We start from the raw sequence: 16,803 nt of genomic DNA on the forward strand, positions 1-16,803 counted from the left end.
CCCATGTACGTGACGCCGCCACCGCAGTCTGTCACTCGCCCGGTCGCCACGCCGGCCTGGTGGCAGGTGCTCGGCCCCGGGTCCGCCGCGCTGATCGGGCTGTTCATGCTGACCGTGATCTACCGGTTCGACGGCATGTCGGAGATCCAGCGCGAGTTCCACCTGTCCAGCCAGAGCCTGCTCCTGATCGGGCTGGTCTCGTATCTGGTCGGGACGGCGCTCACGGTGCCCGCCGGGCTCCTGCTCGGCGCCCGCTTCCCCACGGCGGTGGCCATTCCCGCGCTCGGCTTCCTGTTCTTCGGCGTCCTGCTGGCCGCCTTGGCCGACGCCGGCGGGCTCCTGCTGGCCGGCCGTGCCCTCTCCGGACTCGGCACGGGCGCGGCCGCCGGTGCGACGGTCGCGCTGATCCTGAAGGTCCGCGAACGACGCGGCGTCCTCGCGGGGGTGACCGCCGCGCTCGCCGTGGTCGCACTGGTGCTCGCGCCGGTCATCGGCCAGCTGATCTCCGAAGTGGTGGGGTTCCGGGTGATCCAGCTCGTCGCGATTCCGTTCCTGTTCATCGCGCTCATCGCCAACGCGGTCGTCGGCTTCGTCAAGCTCGCCGCGGCCAAGCGCCCGGTTCCGCCCGTGCCGTACCCGCCGGCGGGGCCCGCCGGGTTCACCGGCGGCCCCTGGCAACCGGGCGCGTGACGCCGGCGGGTCACCCGCTTCCGGTTCAGGCGAGCCGGAAGCTGCCTGCGTACGGATACCCCGGCAGGCCCGCCTTCGTGGGCTTGCCCGGTCGCGGGTAGCCGAGCAGCCACAGCTGCCCGGTGGTCGCCACGTTCGCGGCTAGCGAGATGTCGGCGACGAGCCGGAACCGCGTCTGCCGCCCGTCCGGGTGCAGTGCCCAGCCCGTCAGCCGGACCACGCCGCGGGTGCGCGGCACGAACTGCGTGTCGAGCGCGATCCGCAGCTCCACCCAGATCTCCTCGGTGATCGGCCGGCGGATCCGCAGGACGCCCACGATCATCAGCACAGCCAGCATCACGCACACCGCGCTGCCGCCGGCGACGCCGCCCACGGCGGCCGGCCACGCGATGCCGTCGGGGTCGCCCTGCAGGGTCGAGACGATGGCGAACCCCGCGGCACCGATGACCAGGAACGCCACCGCGGAGACGAGCGTCCGCCGGACCTGGAACGCCCGCTGCGCGGCGAGCACCGGATCAAGCCTCGGCGGCGTCGGGCGGCGCGAGACGAGCTCCACCGGCGTCGCCCCCGCGATGGGCGCGTCCTCGATCCGCCCGGCCCGCACCCACATCGCGCCGGGCAGGCGGACGAACACCCGCCCGCCGGTGCCGAGCACCCACAGCCGTCGCTCGCCGGCCAGCTGCACCTTCGCCCCGCCGGGGAGCCGGGTCCGCAGCCACCGCCCGTCCGGCAACCGCACACCGACCCGCGAACCCTTGGCCAGCAACCCGTCCGGGGCGACGTCGAGGCGGTGGTACGGCTCCCCGAAGTGGCGCCGGAGCCGCTGGTAGACGCTCATCGTGTAGATCCACATCGCCAGCGAGCTGCCGAAGACGGCGAAGTAGAAGTAGGCCAGCGCGCTGCCCCGCCGGTCGGTCACCACGAGCACGACACCGAGGGCGAGCAGCACGCAGTTGAGTCCCATGCGCAGCACGGTCGTCGAGGTCAGCCGCCCGACGTACCCGGAGAACAGCGCCTCGGCTCCCGACGGCACGTTCGGCACAGGTTCGTGGACGCGAACTCTGCCCGCGTCGGCCGCGATGTCCATGGTTCAAGGTCCCCAGTCCGTCGAGTTGCCCAGCCGCGGAAGAGTACCGGGCGCGGTCACCGCGGCCGCGGCCCGCACTCGACCGGCGTGAGCCACACGTCCGCGTCGAGCAGCCCCTCGGGCACCGTCGCGGCCCAGCGCGCGACTTCGGGCTCGATCCACGCGAACTCGGCCTTCACCGTGGGCTGCCCGTCGCCGCCCGCCGACTGGCCGGTCGAGGTCATCGGCCAGCGCCGGGTGACCGTGCTCGGCGCCGGCACCCGGGCCACCACCCAGGCGGACGCCGCGGACAGCAGCATCAGCTTCGCCATGGTCCGATCCGGCGTCGCCCGACGGGCCGCTGCGGCGGCTCGGGTCCGGAAAGGAGCTTGCCGGTCCGCCGGCCCACGTTCGTTTCGGAGCCGTTCACCGGGACGGGGTGGAAAGCGCGGCGCCGGTGGACGAGCGTGTCCGGATGACTGACGACGAGAAGATCTTCACCCACCACGTGAGCCGCCGCGGGTTCCTCACCGCCGCGGGTGTCGCGCTCGCCGCCGGGCCGCTCGCCGCCGGGCCGCTCGCCGGCACCGCGGACGCCGAGCCGGCCGCCGTCGAGCTCACCACGACCGGCGGCGACCCGGCGAAGACCCCGGCCGTCGCCGGGCTGCACCTGCAGTTCGGCGCCGACGCCGCCGGCGAGGTGGTCGTTTCGTGGCACGCGCTCCAGCCGGCGCGCAACGCCCGGGTGCTCCTCGGCCGAGCCGACGGCCGGTACGAACGCAGCGTCCCGGCCAAGACCGTCAGCTACACCGACGCGAAGTCCGGCCAGGTCGTCTACGCCTTCCACGCGTCGCTTCGCGGGCTTCAGCCGGACAGCGAGTACCTCTACGCGGCGCTGCACGACGGCGCCGAGCCGGTGCTGGCGACGTTCCACACCGCGCCGCGCGGCCGCGCGAAGTTCACCTTCACCAGCTTCGGCGACCAGGGCACTCCGACGCTCGGCAAGCGCTACGTGCCGCCTGCCGGGGTCACCCTGCCGAACCCGCCCTTGGTCAACGACAACCTCGGCTCGCCGGCCGCGGGCGACACCACCGCCGGCGTCGAGCGCGTGCGGCCGCTGTTCCATCTCTTCAACGGCGACCTCTGCTACGCCAACCTGGCCACCGACCGGGTCCGGACCTGGTGGGACTTCTGGACCAACAACAGCCGCAGCGCGCGCAACCGGCCGTGGATGCCCGCGGCCGGCAACCACGAGAACGAGCTGGGCAACGGCCCGATCGGCTACGCCGCCTACCAGACGTACTTCTCGGTGCCGGCGGCGGCCGGGCAGACGGAGACCACCCGCGGCCTCTGGTACTCCTTCACCGTCGGCTCGGTGCGGGTGATCAGCCTGGCCAACGACGACATCTGCTACCAGGACGGCGGGAACTCCTACGTCCGCGGCTACTCCGGCGGCGCGCAGAAAGCGTGGCTGGAGAAGGAACTGGCGGCGGCGCGGGCCGACCGCGGCGTCGACTGGGTGGTCGTCTGCATGCACCAGGTCGCGATCAGCACCGCCGACCAGTTCAACGGAGCCGACCTCGGCATCCGCGAGGAGTGGGTGCCACTGTTCGACCGCTACGGCGTCGACCTCGTCGTCTGCGGCCACGAGCACCACTACGAGCGGTCGCACCCGATCCGCGGCGCGGCCGCGAACCCGACGCGCACCCCGGTGCCGGCGTCGACCCGCACCGACGTCGTCGACACCACGAAGGGCACCGTCCACATGGTCCTCGGTGGTGGCGGCACGTCGGCGCCGTCGAACCAGCTGTTCTTCACCCCGCCCCGCTGCCGGGTGATCACCAAGGTCGGCGATCCGGACCCGAAGACCGGCAAGCGGCCGCCGGTGTACGTCACGGAGGACGCCCCCTGGTCGGCGGTCCGCGACGCGGCGAACTCGTACGGCTTCGCGGCCTTCACCGTCGACCCGGGCACGCGCCGCGGCGGGGTGACCACGATGCAGGTGACCTACTACGACGTCGTCGGCACCGACGGCGCCCTGAAGGCCTTCGAAACCTTCACCCTGCGACGCCCCCGCTCGGACGCCTGACCCTCGGTGCCGGGGCGGCGGCCCACGCCTCTTCGTGAGAGCGCACTTGCATAAGTGGTGAGAGTTCACTACGTTGATGCGAGTCCACTCTCACGAAAGGCTTCGCCACGATGTCCGCTCCCGCGATCCCCGCCCCGCGCACCGTCACCCTCCCGACCGGCACCTCCCTGACCATCACCGAATACGGCGACACCGGCGGCCGGACGGTGCTGGCCCTGCACAGCGGAGCCGGCCCGCAGACCCTCACCGGCTTCGCGACGGCGCTGTCGGAAGACGCCCACGTGATCGTCCCGACCTACCCCGGCTTCAACGGCACTCCCGGGCAGCCGACGGTCGCCACCGTCGCCGACCTCGCCGAGGCCTACCTCGACCTGCTGGATCTGCTCGACCTGTCCGACGTCACCCTGCTCGGCAACTCGGTCGGCGGCTGGGTGGCCGCCGAGATGGCCCTGCGCGACAACCACCAGCGGATCGGTGCCGTCGTGCTGGTGAACGCCTGCGGCATCCACGCCGAGTTGCCCGCGAACCGGATCGTCGACACGCGGCTGATCGACCCGGCCGAGATCGGGAAGCTGTCGTTCGCCAACGCGGCGTTCCGGCCCGACTTCGCCGCGATGTCCGACGCGCAGCGCGCCGGCGCGGCCGCCAACCAGGTGGCCCTGGCGCGCTACGGCGGCGAGCACTTCACCTTCGACCCGGCGCTGCGGGCCCGGCTGCACCGCGTCACCCTGCCGGTGCTGGTGATCTGGGGCGAGCAGGACCACATCACGCCGATCGGCTACGGCCGTGGTTACGCCGGGGAGTTCCCCGACAGCCGGTTCGTGCCCATCCCCGACGCCGGCCACTTCCCGCAGATCGAGCAGCTCGACGCCACCCTCGCCGCCTTCGAGGACTTCGTCGACAGCGTGCGGAAGCCCGGCGAACCCCGCTGAGCCCGGTGCCGGGGCGCGCCGTGCTACTTCCGGGACAGGACGTACGCCGGAAGTAGCACCACCGGCGCTTCGAGATCGGCTCCGAGGCAGTCGACCAGGCGTCGGGCGCGGCCCTAGTTTCCCTCCCATCCAAGGTGACGGGAACGAGGCAGCATGATCGAGGCACCGGCAGTGTCCAAACGCTACGGTGAGCGGCTCGGATGATCATGGGGCTCGACGCGCCGACGTCCGGCCAGGTCACCGTCAACGGCCGGCGGTACGACCGGCATCCCGCGCCCCTGCACGAGGTCGGTGCGCTGCTGGAGGCCAAGGCCGTCCACACCGGACGGTCCGCCTACAACCACCTGCTCGCACTGGCGCTCACGACCGGGATCCCCCGGCGCCGCGTCGAGGAGATCGACCTGGTCGGCCTGACCGACGTGGCGGGCAAGCGCGTCGGCGGCTTCTCCCTGGGCATGGGCCAGCGCCTCGGCGTGGCCGCCGCCCTGCTCGGCGACCCGGCGACCTGGTGCTCGACGAGCCGGTCAACGGCCTGGACCCGCAGGGCATCCTGTGGATCCGCCGGCTGCTGCGCGACCTCGCGGCCGAGGGCCGCACGTCCTGGTGTCCTCGCACCTGCTCAGCGAGATGGCGCTCACCGCCGAGCACCTGATCGTGATCGGCAAGGGCCGGCTCATCGCCGACACCTCGGTCGAGGAGTTCATCGGCAGGCGTCCCGCAAGTCGGTCCGGCCGTCGCCGTGCTGGCCGCCGCGGTCCTGCCCAAGCGACGCGTGACGCCCGGCGAGGGATGATGTCGGCGTGACCGAACCCGCTTCCGCGTGGCCGGTGTCCGAGCACGGCCTGCTGGCCGCCTGGCCCGGCGCCGAGCGATGGCGCGTCCTCGCCGCGCGCCACCCGATCGTGGTGGACGTCCTGCTGGCCGGCTGCCTGCTGCCGCTCGCGGTGCTGGGCGGGCACCGGGGGGTGGTGGCGGGGACGCGCCCGTACCTCGTCGGCATCGGGCTGGTGCTGGTGGCCACGCTGGCGCTGCGGCGCAGGTTCCCGCTGACCGTGCTCGGCGTGGTCAGCGGGCTTTCGCTGCTGCTCGGGGCGCTCGGGCCCGAGCTGCCGCCCGTGTCGGTCGGCGTGCTGGTCGCGGTGTACACGGTGGGCGCCTACGCCGGACGCAAGCAGGCGCAGTTCGCGGTGCTCCTGCTGGCGGTCCTCGTCGCGGTCGAAGTGTGGGGCCACGACGAGTTCGCCGAGGTCGTCGCGCACTTCGTGGTCGTCTTCGCGGTCGTGGTCGCGGCCTTCGTGCTCGGGGTCAACATCCGCACGCGCCGGGCCTACCTGGTGTTCCTGCGGGACCGCGCGGTACGCGCCGAACGCGACCTCGACCAGCAGGCCCAGCTCGCCGCGGCCCGCGAGCGGGCGCTCATCGCCCGCGAGATGCACGACATCGTCGCGCACAACCTGTCGGTGATGGTCGCCCTGGCGGACGGGGCGGCCTTCGCCGCCCGGACGGGCGCGGCGGACGCCGAGACCGCGGCGCGGCTGGTGGGGACGACCGGGCGTCAGGCGCTGGAGGAGATGCACCGGCTGCTCGGGGTGCTGCGCAGCAACGGCGACGAGAGCCCCCGGGCCCCGCAGCCGGGGATCGCGCAGGTCGAGGAGCTGGTCGAGCAGGTGCGGGTGGCCGGGTTGCCGACGACATGGACGGTCACCGGGAAGCCGTTCCCGCTCTCCCCGACGGCCGGGCTCGCCGTGTACCGGATCGCCCAGGAAGCACTGACCAACGTGCTCAAGCACGCGAAGACCCCTTCGGGGGCCCGGCTCCGGATCGCCTACGACGACCCGTTCGTCACCCTCGAGGTGGTCGACGACGGCGTCGGACCGCGGCCGGGGACCGGCGCGCCCGGCCACGGGCTGACGGGCATGCGTGAGCGGGTCGCGGTGTTCGGCGGCGAAGTCGAAGCGGGACCCCGGCCCGCCGGCGGGTGGAAGGTCACCGCCCGGGTCGGCGCCGGCCACCCCGCGCAGGAGGTGCCGGCGTGATCAAGATCCTGCTCGTCGACGACGAACCGTTGCTGCGGCTCGGTTTCCGGCTGGTGCTCGAATCGCAACCGGACCTGAGCGTGGTGGGCGAGGCCGCGGACGGCGAGGCCGCCCTCGCCCGCACCGCCGAGCTCGACCCCGACGTGGTGCTCATGGACATCCGGATGCCGGGCATGGACGGCATCGAGGCCACCCGCCGGATCGTGCGGGCCCACAGCCGCTCCCGCGTGCTGATCCTCACCACGTTCGACATCGACGAGTACGCCTTCCCCGGCCTCAAGGTCGGAGCGAGCGGTTTCCTCCTCAAGAACGTGCCCCCGGAGGACCTGCTCTCGGCGATCCGCGCGGTCGCCGCCGGCGACGCGGTGGTCGCACCCAGCGTCACCCGGCGGCTGCTCGACACGATGGCGGCGCAGTTGCCGGACCCGGCCGCGCGCCCGGACGAAGCCGGACCGGCCACGGAACGCGGTCTCGACCGGCTGACCGAACGCGAGCTGCAGGTGCTGACCAAGGTCGCGGGCGGCCTGTCCAACGCCGAGATCGCCGAAGAGCTCGTGCTGTCCGAGGGCACCGTCAAGACCCACGTCGGGCGCATCCTGAACAAGCTCCAGCTCCGCGACCGCGTCCAGGCGGTGGTGCTGGCCTACGAAGTCGGTCTCGTCCGGCCCGGCTGAGGAACCGGTGGGCCGCCGAGAGGCCCAATCCGCCGGTTTCCGCCCGGGATGCGGCGTGACGGTGTTAGTTTCCGTCCGTCGTCCGCTGCCCGAGCGAGGTGGTCCAGTCACCGTGACACCGCACACGGACAAGTTCGCCGCCTACCTGCGCATGCTGAAGGACCGCAGCGGGCAGGGCTACGAACGTCTCGGCAGGCAGGCCGGGGCCAGCGGCTCCAGCCTGCACCGGTACTGCTCGGGCAAGAGCGTGCCCGCCGACTACCGCGTGGTCCACTCGTTCGCCAAGGTCTGCGGCGCGTCCGCGGAGGAACTGCGCGAACTGCACCAGCTGTGGGCACTGGCCGACGCCGGGCGGGTCGACGAGGCGCCGGCCGAGCACGTCGAAGACGCCGCTCCCCCGCCACGCCGACGCTGGTACGCGGCGGTGGCCATCGCGATCGTGCTCCTGCTGGCGGGCGGCGTGGTCTGGGCCACCACCGACGGATCCGCGCCGGCCGCCGGCCGGTACGCGGACCGGATGCTGTTCTCCCCGGCCTGCCGGCCGCCGGTGAGCATGGGCCAGCACGACGAGTGCGTCACCGAGGTGCAGAACCTGCTGGTCGCGGCCCAGGGGCGGCTTTCGGTCGACGGCTCGTTCGGTCCCGAGACGCTGCGCCGGGTCACCGCGTTCCAGGTGCTGGCCGGCCTGCCCGCCCGCGGCGTGGTCGACGACGCCACCAAGAACGCGCTGTACGACCACCGGACCAGCTTGGCGGGCTGGTCGGCGGCCATGGTGGAGCAGCGGATCCGGGCCGTGTTCACCGAGGCGCCGGACACCGCGGTCGCGATCGCCCGCTGCGCCTCGTTCCTCGATCCGCTGTGGGTGCTGCCGAACACGAACGGCAGCCGCAACTGGGGGATCTTCCAGATCTCCGACGCCCGCCTGCTGGACCTGGGTGGCACGCCGCGGCAGGCGTTCGACCCCGGCTGGAACATCGACGCGGCGCACCGCCTGTGGAGCGCGCACCACGACTTCCACGACTGGCCGTCCTGCTCGGCGGCCCTCCAGAGCCCGCAGCCGCACTGAGCGGCCGGGATCGCTGCCGCCGGAACCCCCAGGTTTCCGGCGGCAGCGCCCGATCGGAGGCGTCAGACCGTCCCGTTCTCCCACCACCACGCGCGGCCGAGGTCGGCCCGGCTGTCCACGTGCTGGTGGTCGGTGTTGTAGGTCTCCAGGCCGGAGAACCCGCTGGTCTCGGCCTTCTGGTAGACGGTCTTGTTGGGCACGCCCGGCACGTTGAGGTCGGCCGCGGTGCCGTAGAGGTGCATGCTGTCGCTGGCGCCGCCGATGTCCGCGTTGTGCGCGATGCTGCGGAACCCGGAGTTCACCGTGATCGGCTTGTTCCCGAGCTTCTTGCGCACCGCCTCCAGCTTGTACATGCAGCGGCGGGCGTTCTCCTTGGCGGTGGCCGCGCTGACCTTGCCGCCGTCGAAGGTGCCGCTCACCCGGTCGGTGAATTCGCTGAAGTTGAAGTGCGCGGTGGATCCGTCGCTCTGCTCGAGCGCGTTGAGCGCGGCCTGGGTGGCCGGGCCGACCTGGCCGTCCGCGCCGAGGCCGTAGGCCGCCTGGAACCGGCGGACGGCCGCCGCCGTGCCGGAACCGAACTCGCCGTCGATCGAGACCCGGCTGTGGCTGGGCGAATCGGCCGCCCAGCCCGCGACGCGGATCTGGAGTTCGGTGACGTCGGCACCCGTGCTGCCTTCGGTGAGGGTGCGCGACCACGGGTACGCGTCGGCGGTGCCGGTCAGCAGGAGCGGGCCGACCACCGCGGCCGTGCCGATGACGGCCGCGCCGCGGAGCACCGTGCGGCGGCTCATGGGGAGACTCATTCTCGTCCTTTCCTAGCGGGGATTCAGCGGTTGGCGAGCTGGTCGAGATCGGCCTGGGTGCCGTTGAAGACGTCTCCGGTCGCCGGTGCGGGGATGCCGTCGGGGATGGCCGCGTCGGTGTACTGCCACATCAGCCACGTCTTCGACCCGGCGGGCAGCGCGGGCTGCGTGACGGACTGGCGGTAGTCGGCGAGCTGCATCGGGTAGGCCGAGAGCGCGGTGGTGCCGCCCAGGCACGCGTCCAGGAACGATTTCTGGGTGTAGATGATCGGGGTCCGGCCGAACGCGGCCTGCACCTTGTCCAGCCACGCCTTGACGTCGGCGACCGTGACGTACGGCGGGCAGCCGCCGGAGCCGTCGTCCTTCCACTCGAGGTCGAACACGGGCGGCAGGTCACCGGCGCGCTTGCCGGTGTACCCGGTGGCCTTCACCGCGGCGATGAACCGGTCCGCCTGCGCACCGCCGGTGCCGGCCGCGGTGCCCGTGTAGAAGTGGTACGGCCCCACGGCCAGGCCGGCGTCGCGGGCGGCGGGCAGGTCCGTGGCCAGGTACTCGTCGGTGACGTTGAGGCCGCGGGTCGCCTTGACGGTCGCGAACTCGACGCCGGACGCCTTCACCGCGCCCCAGTTGATCGGCGCGCCCCCGGGGTGCTGGTACTTCGCCGTGTCGACGCCGTCGATGGGGTGCCCCGCCGGCTTCGGCGGCGTGCAGTAGGTGTTGCGGCTGGACCAGTCGGCGACCTTCGCCCAGGTGGTGGGCCCGGCGACGCCGTCGGCACTGCCGTTGACGCAGTGCTGGAACTCGATCACCCGGGTGCGGGTGCCGTCCCCGAAGTTGCCGTCCACCGTCAGCGGCGGGTAGTGGCCCGGTTCCATGGCGAGGTTCAGCCGGCACTGGAGTTCCTTGACGTCCGTGCCGGTGGACCCGCTCTGCAAGATCGGCCGGGCCGTGGAATGACCGCACACCACGCTCTGCGCGGCGGCGGCCGTGCCCTGGGTGGCGCACTTCTTCGGCTTCGCGGCCCAGGAGTTCAGCGCGGCCCACGTGTTCGGCCCGATCTCACCGTCCACGCTCAGCGCGGCACACTTCTGGAACACCCGCACCCGGGCGTCGGTGGCCGGGCCGAAGGAACCGTCCGCGCCGATGGGCGGGTACCGGCTCGCCTTGGTCGCCAGGTTCAGTTCACACTGCGCCTCGGCGACCGCGGTACCGGTCGCCCCTGGTTTCAGGGTGGGCTGGGCACTGGTGTGCCCGCACACCGCAACGGGTTCGGCCGCGACCGCGGTAGCGGCGCCGGCGGGGACCACCAGCAGCACCGCGACGGCCAGAGCGAGTCTTTGCATGGCGAGGAGGCTGGCAGCGACCACCCCGCCGGTCGCCGGTCGGCGCCCAACTCGGGACGCCGGGACAGTCCCACCCCGCCGGACCAGCGGGAACGCCACCCTCGTGGGACGCCGCTGGGACGCTCGCCCGCCGGGCGGTCCGTGTTTCCGCGGAATATCCGGTGTCGCGGACAGCGGCAGCCGGGTCGGCCACGCGCGTCAGCCTGGTTTTGGGAGCCGGCACAGCAGCCGGTCAGCCCAGCCTGCCGGCCCCGGATTCAGCGGGCCGCCGGGAGGTCGGCGGGCCAGCTCCTGGCCCCGCTCAGCAAGCCGATCATGCCCGCCACCAGCCGCATCTGGTCCACCGTGCGGATGTCCGCTTCCACCAGCTTGGCCGAGCACACCAGGACGGCCAGGACCTGTGCCCGCGAGAGGGCGACGTTCAAGCGGTTGCGGGACAACAGGAAGTCGAGACCCCGCGGCAGGTCGACCGCCGAAGACGACGTCATGGTCGTGATCACCACCGGCGCTTCCTGACCCTGGAAGCGGTCGACCGTGCCCACCCGCACGCCCGGGAACCCGGCGTCCGCCAGCGCCCGCGTCACCGTGCGCGCCTGCAGGTTGTACGGGGCCACCACGACGACGTCGGTGTCGGCCAGCGGCCGCGGCGGGCCGTGGTCCGTCCACCGGCGACCGATCAGCGCCGTCACGATGTCGACGACCGCCGCGGCTTCCTCCACCGAGCGGGTCGTGTTGCCGTGGTGGTCGACCTCGGCCAGGTAGAGCCCGGCGGGGACGTCCTCGAGGGCGCGCTCGGCGGCCGTCGGGTGGGCGCGCAGCTGTCCGGCGTAGGACAGCTTCGACACCGGCTCGCACACCGCGGGGTGCAGGCGCCGCGTCTCGTCGAGGAAGTAGCCGAGGTCCGCCGGCATGATGTCGGCGTCGCCGATCAGGTGGCCCAGCGCCGACGCCTCCGCACCCGCCGGGTGGGTCCCCTGCACCACCTGCGGAAGCTGCTGCGGGTCGCCCAGCAGCAGCAGGTTCTTCGCGCACATCGACACCGCCAGCGCGTCGGCCAGGGCGAACTGGCCGGCTTCGTCGATGATCAGCAGGTCGAAGGGCTCTTCGCGGATCGCGGCGTTGGCGAACGTCCACGCCGTGCCGCCGACCAGGTGCCCGGTGTCGTGCTCCGCCCGCCACTTCACCAGCGCCGGATTGCTCTTCGGCTGTTCCCACAGCGCGGCCGGGTCGGGGGTCCGCTTCGCGCGCTTGGCGCACGGCAGCTCCGGCGCGCTCTTCATCGCCGCGCTCAGTACGTTCTCCACAGCCTTGTGGCTGGTGGAGGTGACGGCGACGGTGCGCCCGGCCCGTACCAGGCGCGCGATCAGCTTCCCGGCCAGGAACGTCTTGCCCGCGCCCGGCGGTCCCTGCACCGCCAGCGCCGAGCCGTCGAGGGCTTCCACCGCGTCGATCACGGCGGCGATCAGGTCCGTGCCCGGCTCCGGCAGGGCCGCTCCGCCGCGCAGCCGCGGCGGGGTCCGCCGGAGCAGGTCGACGCCGGGATGCCGGGGCAGCACCGGAAGCGCGTCGACGACCAGGTGCGCGAGGTCGGCGACCGCCTCGTCCTTGGGTGACGGCCGCACCGGGCTGCCCGGCAGCACCGCGGTCGGCCGGTCCGCCGTCGTGGCGTCGGGCGGGCAGCTCTCCTCGAGCGTCAGCTCCACCGCCGACGCGGCCGCGACCTTGGCGTCACGGGTGGTTCCGTCGTAGCGCAGCCGGACCTCGTCGCCCGGCGCGAACGGGTGCGGCCGGTCCGGGTCGCACGCCACGACCAGGGTCCGCTTCGCGGTGCGGACGCGCCCGGCGGGCGGCACCCACTCCCCCGCCTCCAGCGCCACCGGCACGGTGCACGAGGTGTCGACCTCGAGGTCGCCGAGCGGCGCGGCCAGCTGGCGGAAGTACTCCCACCACGCGGGGTTGGTCTCGCGGCGGTGGTAGCCGACCGCCGCCGCCAGCAGCGCACGGGCGCGCTCGTCGCCGGTGAACTCGCCCGGGTCGTCCGGCAGGCCGTCGAGCAGCGGGTCGACCAGCGCGGCCAGCCGCGCGGCGCGTTCGGCCCGGCGCTCGGCGGCGACGTCCTCCTCGGCCTGGCGCAGCAGCGCGTCCTCGGGGGACTCCGCCGGCGGTTCCACCAGCTCCATGCCGACGTCGGCCCGGACCTGGTGGAGGAACTCGAACAACCGCAGCGCCGAGACGCAGTCCTCCTCGCTGTCCCCGGCGATGCCGCGCAGCACCTCGTCGGCGCGGCCCGGCTCGGCCGACCGTGCGAGCAGCAGGTACTCCTCGTACGCCTCGACGTCCGACAGCGCGGTCTTCCCGTCGCCTTCGCGGGTGCCGGGCCGGTAGAGCGGCTCGAGGTGCCGGATGGCGTAGGACCGCTGCGAGACCCGCAGCGCCTTGCGGACCACCGTGTGCAGGTCCACCAGCGCGCCTCCGCGCAGCAGCTGGTCGACGGTCTCCTCACGGGTCCCGTGCACGGCGGCGAGCCGCTTGATCGCGGTGACCTCGTACGGCCCGTAGTGGTAGACGTGCGAACCGGGGTGCTCGGCGACCCGCGCGGCGGCGAAATCCACGAACTCTTCGAAGGCCTGCTTCTCCTGGGCGCGGCTGTGTGCCCAGAACGGGGTGAACCGCCGGTCGCCGCCCGGGGTGAGCGCGCCGAAGAGGAACTCGAGCCCTTCGCCCGCGAGCGCGTGCGGATCGCCCGCGAGATCGGCGAAGACGTCGCCCGGCGCGGGCGTCGGCAGCGCGGCCAGTGCGTCCGGGTCGACGACCTCGTAGCTGACCTCGCCGGTGGCGTCCTGCCGCACCTGGAGCGCGGCCTGCGCCCGCAGGGTGGTGAACGCGGTGGCGGACAGGTCCCGCGGCCGGTCGCCCGGCGTCGCCGCCGCGAGCGCGTCGATGGAGCCCAGCCCGGCGGCGACGAGCTTGCGGCGCTGGTCGCCGCGCATCCCGGCCACGAGCAGAAGATCGCGGTCGGCTTCGCGGGCTGTTGCGCAGTGGCGGGCATACCCGCAGCCGGCGCAGGCCGGGCGTTCGTCGGCCCACAGCGGCGTCGGCAGCGACGGCGCGCGGTCGCGCAGCCGGGACCGCAAGCGGTCGACCAGTGGCCGGAAGTCCTCGCTGTTCAGTGTCCGGGTGCCGCCGTCGCCCAGGCGCAGGTGCACGTGCGGGCCGGTCGGCCAGCCGGCTCGGCGCAGCGCGTCCGCGAACGCGACCAGCCGGACCACGGCCGCGGGCTTCGCCTGCCGGGCCGGCTCCGCGTCGTAGACCTCGTAGCGGCCTTCGCCGTCTTGGATCAGGAAATCCGCCACACCGGAGAAGTCCTCGTCGTGCAGGACGGCCTGGTGGATCACCGCCGCACCCGACCACAACGCCGCCGCGGTCGTCTCGGCGGCGGCGACGCGATCCCGGGTGTCGATCTCGAACACGTCGTGGCCCTCACCCCGCAGCCGCGCGAGCATCGCCTGGGCGGCCGCCCGCCCGCGCCGTCCGGCGGCCGGATCGGGAACGGGCCGCGGTGCGCCCGGCAGGCCGGCGGCCTGGTTCAGGATGCTGCGGTGTTCACATTCGAGCAGGTCGGCGAGATCGGCTGGGGTGTGCATCGCCGGGCAGTCTGACACGGCCGGACACCCGGTCGGAGCAGACCCGCCGTCCGTGCGTCCCGTCGCTTCCGGGAGCGGATCGGTCAGGCGATGCGTTCGAGGCGGCGGGTTTCAGGGCCGGCCGGAGCCGCGCCGGGCGAGCACGAGCAGCCGGCCCGCGAAGCCGGCCACGAACACGGCGAGCCCCGCGACGATCGACGGCCAGGGCAGTGTCGTCAGGAGGACGAGGCAGCCGAGCAGGCCGAGGATCTGCAGCGAGCGCGGCCAGCGGCGCTCCGGCGGTCGCTGGGTGAGCGCCGAGAGGTTCGCGACAGCGTAGTAGACCAGCACGCCGAACGAGGAGAACCCGATGACGCCACGCAGGTCGACGGTCAGGACGAGCACCGAGACGACGCCGGCGAGCGCGAATTCGGCGTGGTGCGGGACCCGGTAGCGGGGGTGGACGGCGGCGAGCCACTTCGGCAGGTCCTGGTTGCGGGCCATGGCGAGGCTGGTGCGCCCGATGCCGGCGATCAGGGCGAGCAGCGCGCCGAGGCTGGCGACCGCGCCGCCGATCCGCACGACCGGCGCCAGGCCGCCGGCGCCCGCGTCGGTGACGGCGGTGGTGAGCGGTGCGGCGGATGCGGCCAGCCGGGCCGGGCCGGACGCGAGCAGCGCGGCGACGCCGATCACGAGGTAGACGAGGACCGCGATGCCGAGCGCGAGCGGGATGGCACGCGGGATGGCGCGAGCCGGGTCGCGGACTTCCTCGCCCATGGTGGCGATCCGGGCGTAGCCGGCGAAGGCGAAGAACAGCAGCCCGGCGGCCTGGAGGATGCCGTAGACCCCACCCGAGGTCCACGCGGCCGGGCCGCCGAGGTGCTCGGCCGTGGCGGCGCCCCCGAACGCGATGCCCGCCACCAGCACGGCGAGCGCGGCCAGCGTGATCGTGACCAGCACCCGCGTCAGCTGGGCGGTGCGGGTGACGCCCCGGCTGTTGAGCACGGCCAGTGCGACGACGCCGGCGACCGCGACGAGGCGTTGCAGCCACCACGGTCCAGGGACCGCGTAGGTGGCGAACGTCAGCGCCATGGCCGCGCACGAGGCGGTTTTGCCGATGACGAACCCCCAGCCCGCGGTGAAGCCCCACCACGGGCCGAGCCGTTCGCGGCCGTAGGCGTAAGTGCCGCCGGAGGTCGGGTACTGCGCGGCCAGCTGCGCGGAGGCCGTGGCGTTGCAGTACGCGACGACGGCGGCGAGGACGAGCCCGACGAGCAGGCCGCTGCCGGCGGCTCTGGCCGCCGGGCCGAACGCCGCGTAGACGCCGGCGCCGATCATCGACCCGAGCCCGATGACGACGGCGTCGCCGGTGCCGAGCCGTCGCGCGAGCGCGGGGGTGTTGCCGCTGGTCATGGTGCGCGTTCTCCTCGGTGGGGGGGGTCAGGTTCGGGGCTGGCACGGTTCGACCGGGGTGCGGCGGCCGCTGATGACCTCGCTGCGGAACGCGATCCCGGCCGCGCGCAGCCGGGTCACCTCGGTGTCGATGTCGCCGACGATCAGGTGGCCGCGGTTCCAGCCGCCCGGACCGGGCCGAGTCCACAGGGTGCGGCGGGTGACGTCGGCGAACGCCGGCGCGAAGTGGGTGTCCACATCGGTGGTCATGTTCGGCTCTGCTCGACATCGGTGGCCGGAGCGAAAGGCAGGAACCGGATCCGGGTGTCCAGCTCGGCGGCGGTGCACCGGAACGCGGGCAGGGTGTCGCCGCCGGGATCGGGTTCGCGGGCCGGGTCGGGCAGGCTCCAGTGGATCGTCACCGGCCGTCCGGGGAAGGCCGGGGCGACCTCCCGGACCTTGTCGCACAGGCTGATCACCCAGTCGAACCGCCGTCGCCGCAGCGAATCCCAGTGGGCCGGCTCGTGCTCGAGGGTGATCCCCCGCTCGGCGGCCGCGCGCACGGCGTCGGGGTGCAGCGGTTTCGGATGGCTGCCGGCGCTGGCCACCTCGACCGCACCCCGGGTGCGGTGCCGCAGCAACGCCTCCGCCAGCGGCGAACGGCCGCTGTTGCCCGTGCACAGGAACAGCACCCGCGGACGGCGTGGGCGCGGTCCGGTGACCCCGGCCGGGGAGCCGAACCCCGGGTGCAGCGCCGCCCCGGCCTCGGCCCACGCGTCCGCGCACCGCGTGAGATCCAGGTGGTAGTAGCTGTCCCGGCCGTCGAAGCTGCTGCGCCGCGCGGTCACCAGACCGGCCGACCGCAGCTGCCGCAGGTGGTAGGACACGAGGTTCTGCGGCTGCCCGACCGCCGCCACCAGCTCACGGACCCGCCGGTCACCGGCGGCCAGCGCACGCACCAGCCGCCACCGCACGGGATCGGCCATCACCCGCACGAACACCGGCGGCTCCTCGGACGACACCGCCCGAAGATACATCAAACCAGGTTGATGCATCCAGCCCCCGCCATCGGCGGCGGCCTCGCCTGCC

The 16,803-nt window shown here is 73.6% G+C and carries 14 protein-coding genes and 1 pseudogene; 7 read left to right on the plus strand and 8 right to left on the minus strand.

The window, feature by feature from the left end:
- The first annotated feature begins 3 nt into the window (after positions 1-3).
- Complete coding sequence (locus OG738_RS38935) at positions 4-690, plus strand: MFS transporter (protein ID WP_329048575.1); 687 nt, start codon at positions 4-6, stop codon at positions 688-690.
- Positions 691-715: 25 nt separating this feature from the next.
- Here OG738_RS38935 and OG738_RS38940 read toward each other — a convergent pair whose 3' ends face one another.
- On the minus strand, positions 716-1,777 hold the full coding sequence (locus OG738_RS38940) for a hypothetical protein (protein ID WP_329048577.1): 1,062 nt from the start codon (positions 1,775-1,777) through the stop codon (positions 716-718).
- A gap of 56 nt (positions 1,778-1,833) precedes the next feature.
- Entirely contained in the window at positions 1,834-2,088 is a 255-nt protein-coding gene (locus OG738_RS38945) for a hypothetical protein (protein WP_329048579.1), read from the minus strand.
- A gap of 143 nt (positions 2,089-2,231) precedes the next feature.
- On the opposite strand from OG738_RS38945, the gene OG738_RS38950 reads away from it, so the two are divergent.
- From OG738_RS38950 to OG738_RS38975, 6 genes and pseudogenes are all read left to right on the plus strand, one after another.
- A complete protein-coding gene (locus OG738_RS38950) occupies positions 2,232-3,845 on the plus strand; it encodes a metallophosphoesterase family protein (RefSeq protein WP_329048581.1) in 1,614 nt (537 codons plus the stop codon).
- Positions 3,846-3,955: 110 nt separating this feature from the next.
- Positions 3,956-4,777 (plus strand): alpha/beta fold hydrolase, encoded by an 822-nt coding sequence (locus OG738_RS38955; protein ID WP_329048582.1) that lies wholly within the window; start codon positions 3,956-3,958, stop codon positions 4,775-4,777.
- Positions 4,778-4,974: 197 nt separating this feature from the next.
- A pseudogene (locus OG738_RS38960) lies at positions 4,975-5,482 on the plus strand (ATP-binding cassette domain-containing protein); the annotation flags it as partial.
- Between the two features lie 95 nt (positions 5,483-5,577).
- Positions 5,578-6,813 (plus strand): sensor histidine kinase, encoded by a 1,236-nt coding sequence (locus OG738_RS38965; RefSeq protein ID WP_329048585.1) that lies wholly within the window; start codon positions 5,578-5,580, stop codon positions 6,811-6,813.
- The gene (locus OG738_RS38970; protein ID WP_329048587.1) at positions 6,810-7,487 is read left to right on the plus strand and encodes a response regulator transcription factor; all 678 of its coding nucleotides are present in this window, start codon (positions 6,810-6,812) and stop codon (positions 7,485-7,487) included. Before OG738_RS38965 ends, OG738_RS38970 begins: the two co-directional genes overlap by 4 nt.
- A 112-nt stretch (positions 7,488-7,599) precedes the next feature.
- The gene (locus OG738_RS38975; RefSeq protein ID WP_329048589.1) at positions 7,600-8,553 is read left to right on the plus strand and encodes a helix-turn-helix domain-containing protein; all 954 of its coding nucleotides are present in this window, start codon (positions 7,600-7,602) and stop codon (positions 8,551-8,553) included.
- 62 nt (positions 8,554-8,615) lie between these two features.
- Here OG738_RS38975 and OG738_RS38980 read toward each other — a convergent pair whose 3' ends face one another.
- The 6 genes from OG738_RS38980 to OG738_RS39005 form a co-directional block, all read right to left on the minus strand.
- On the minus strand, positions 8,616-9,344 hold the full coding sequence (locus tag OG738_RS38980) for a D-Ala-D-Ala carboxypeptidase family metallohydrolase (protein WP_329048591.1): 729 nt from the start codon (positions 9,342-9,344) through the stop codon (positions 8,616-8,618).
- 35 nt (positions 9,345-9,379) lie between these two features.
- Complete coding sequence (locus OG738_RS38985) at positions 9,380-10,699, minus strand: GH25 family lysozyme (protein WP_329048593.1); 1,320 nt, start codon at positions 10,697-10,699, stop codon at positions 9,380-9,382.
- Between the two features lie 257 nt (positions 10,700-10,956).
- The gene (locus tag OG738_RS38990; RefSeq protein WP_329048594.1) at positions 10,957-14,343 is read right to left on the minus strand and encodes a TM0106 family RecB-like putative nuclease; all 3,387 of its coding nucleotides are present in this window, start codon (positions 14,341-14,343) and stop codon (positions 10,957-10,959) included.
- 111 nt (positions 14,344-14,454) lie between these two features.
- Entirely contained in the window at positions 14,455-15,735 is a 1,281-nt protein-coding gene (locus tag OG738_RS38995; RefSeq protein WP_329048595.1) for an APC family permease, read from the minus strand.
- Positions 15,736-15,762: 27 nt separating this feature from the next.
- Positions 15,763-15,984, minus strand: a complete 222-nt coding sequence (locus OG738_RS39000) for a hypothetical protein (RefSeq protein ID WP_329048596.1) — start codon at positions 15,982-15,984, stop codon at positions 15,763-15,765.
- Positions 15,981-16,751, minus strand: coding sequence for a metalloregulator ArsR/SmtB family transcription factor (locus OG738_RS39005; RefSeq protein WP_329048598.1), 771 nt, complete (start codon positions 16,749-16,751; stop codon positions 15,981-15,983). The genes OG738_RS39000 and OG738_RS39005 overlap by 4 nt, the downstream gene beginning before the upstream one ends.
- Positions 16,752-16,803 lie beyond the last annotated feature (52 nt).

This window comes from Amycolatopsis sp. NBC_01488 (assembly GCF_036227105.1).
In the GTDB taxonomy this organism is placed as follows: domain Bacteria; phylum Actinomycetota; class Actinomycetes; order Mycobacteriales; family Pseudonocardiaceae; genus Amycolatopsis.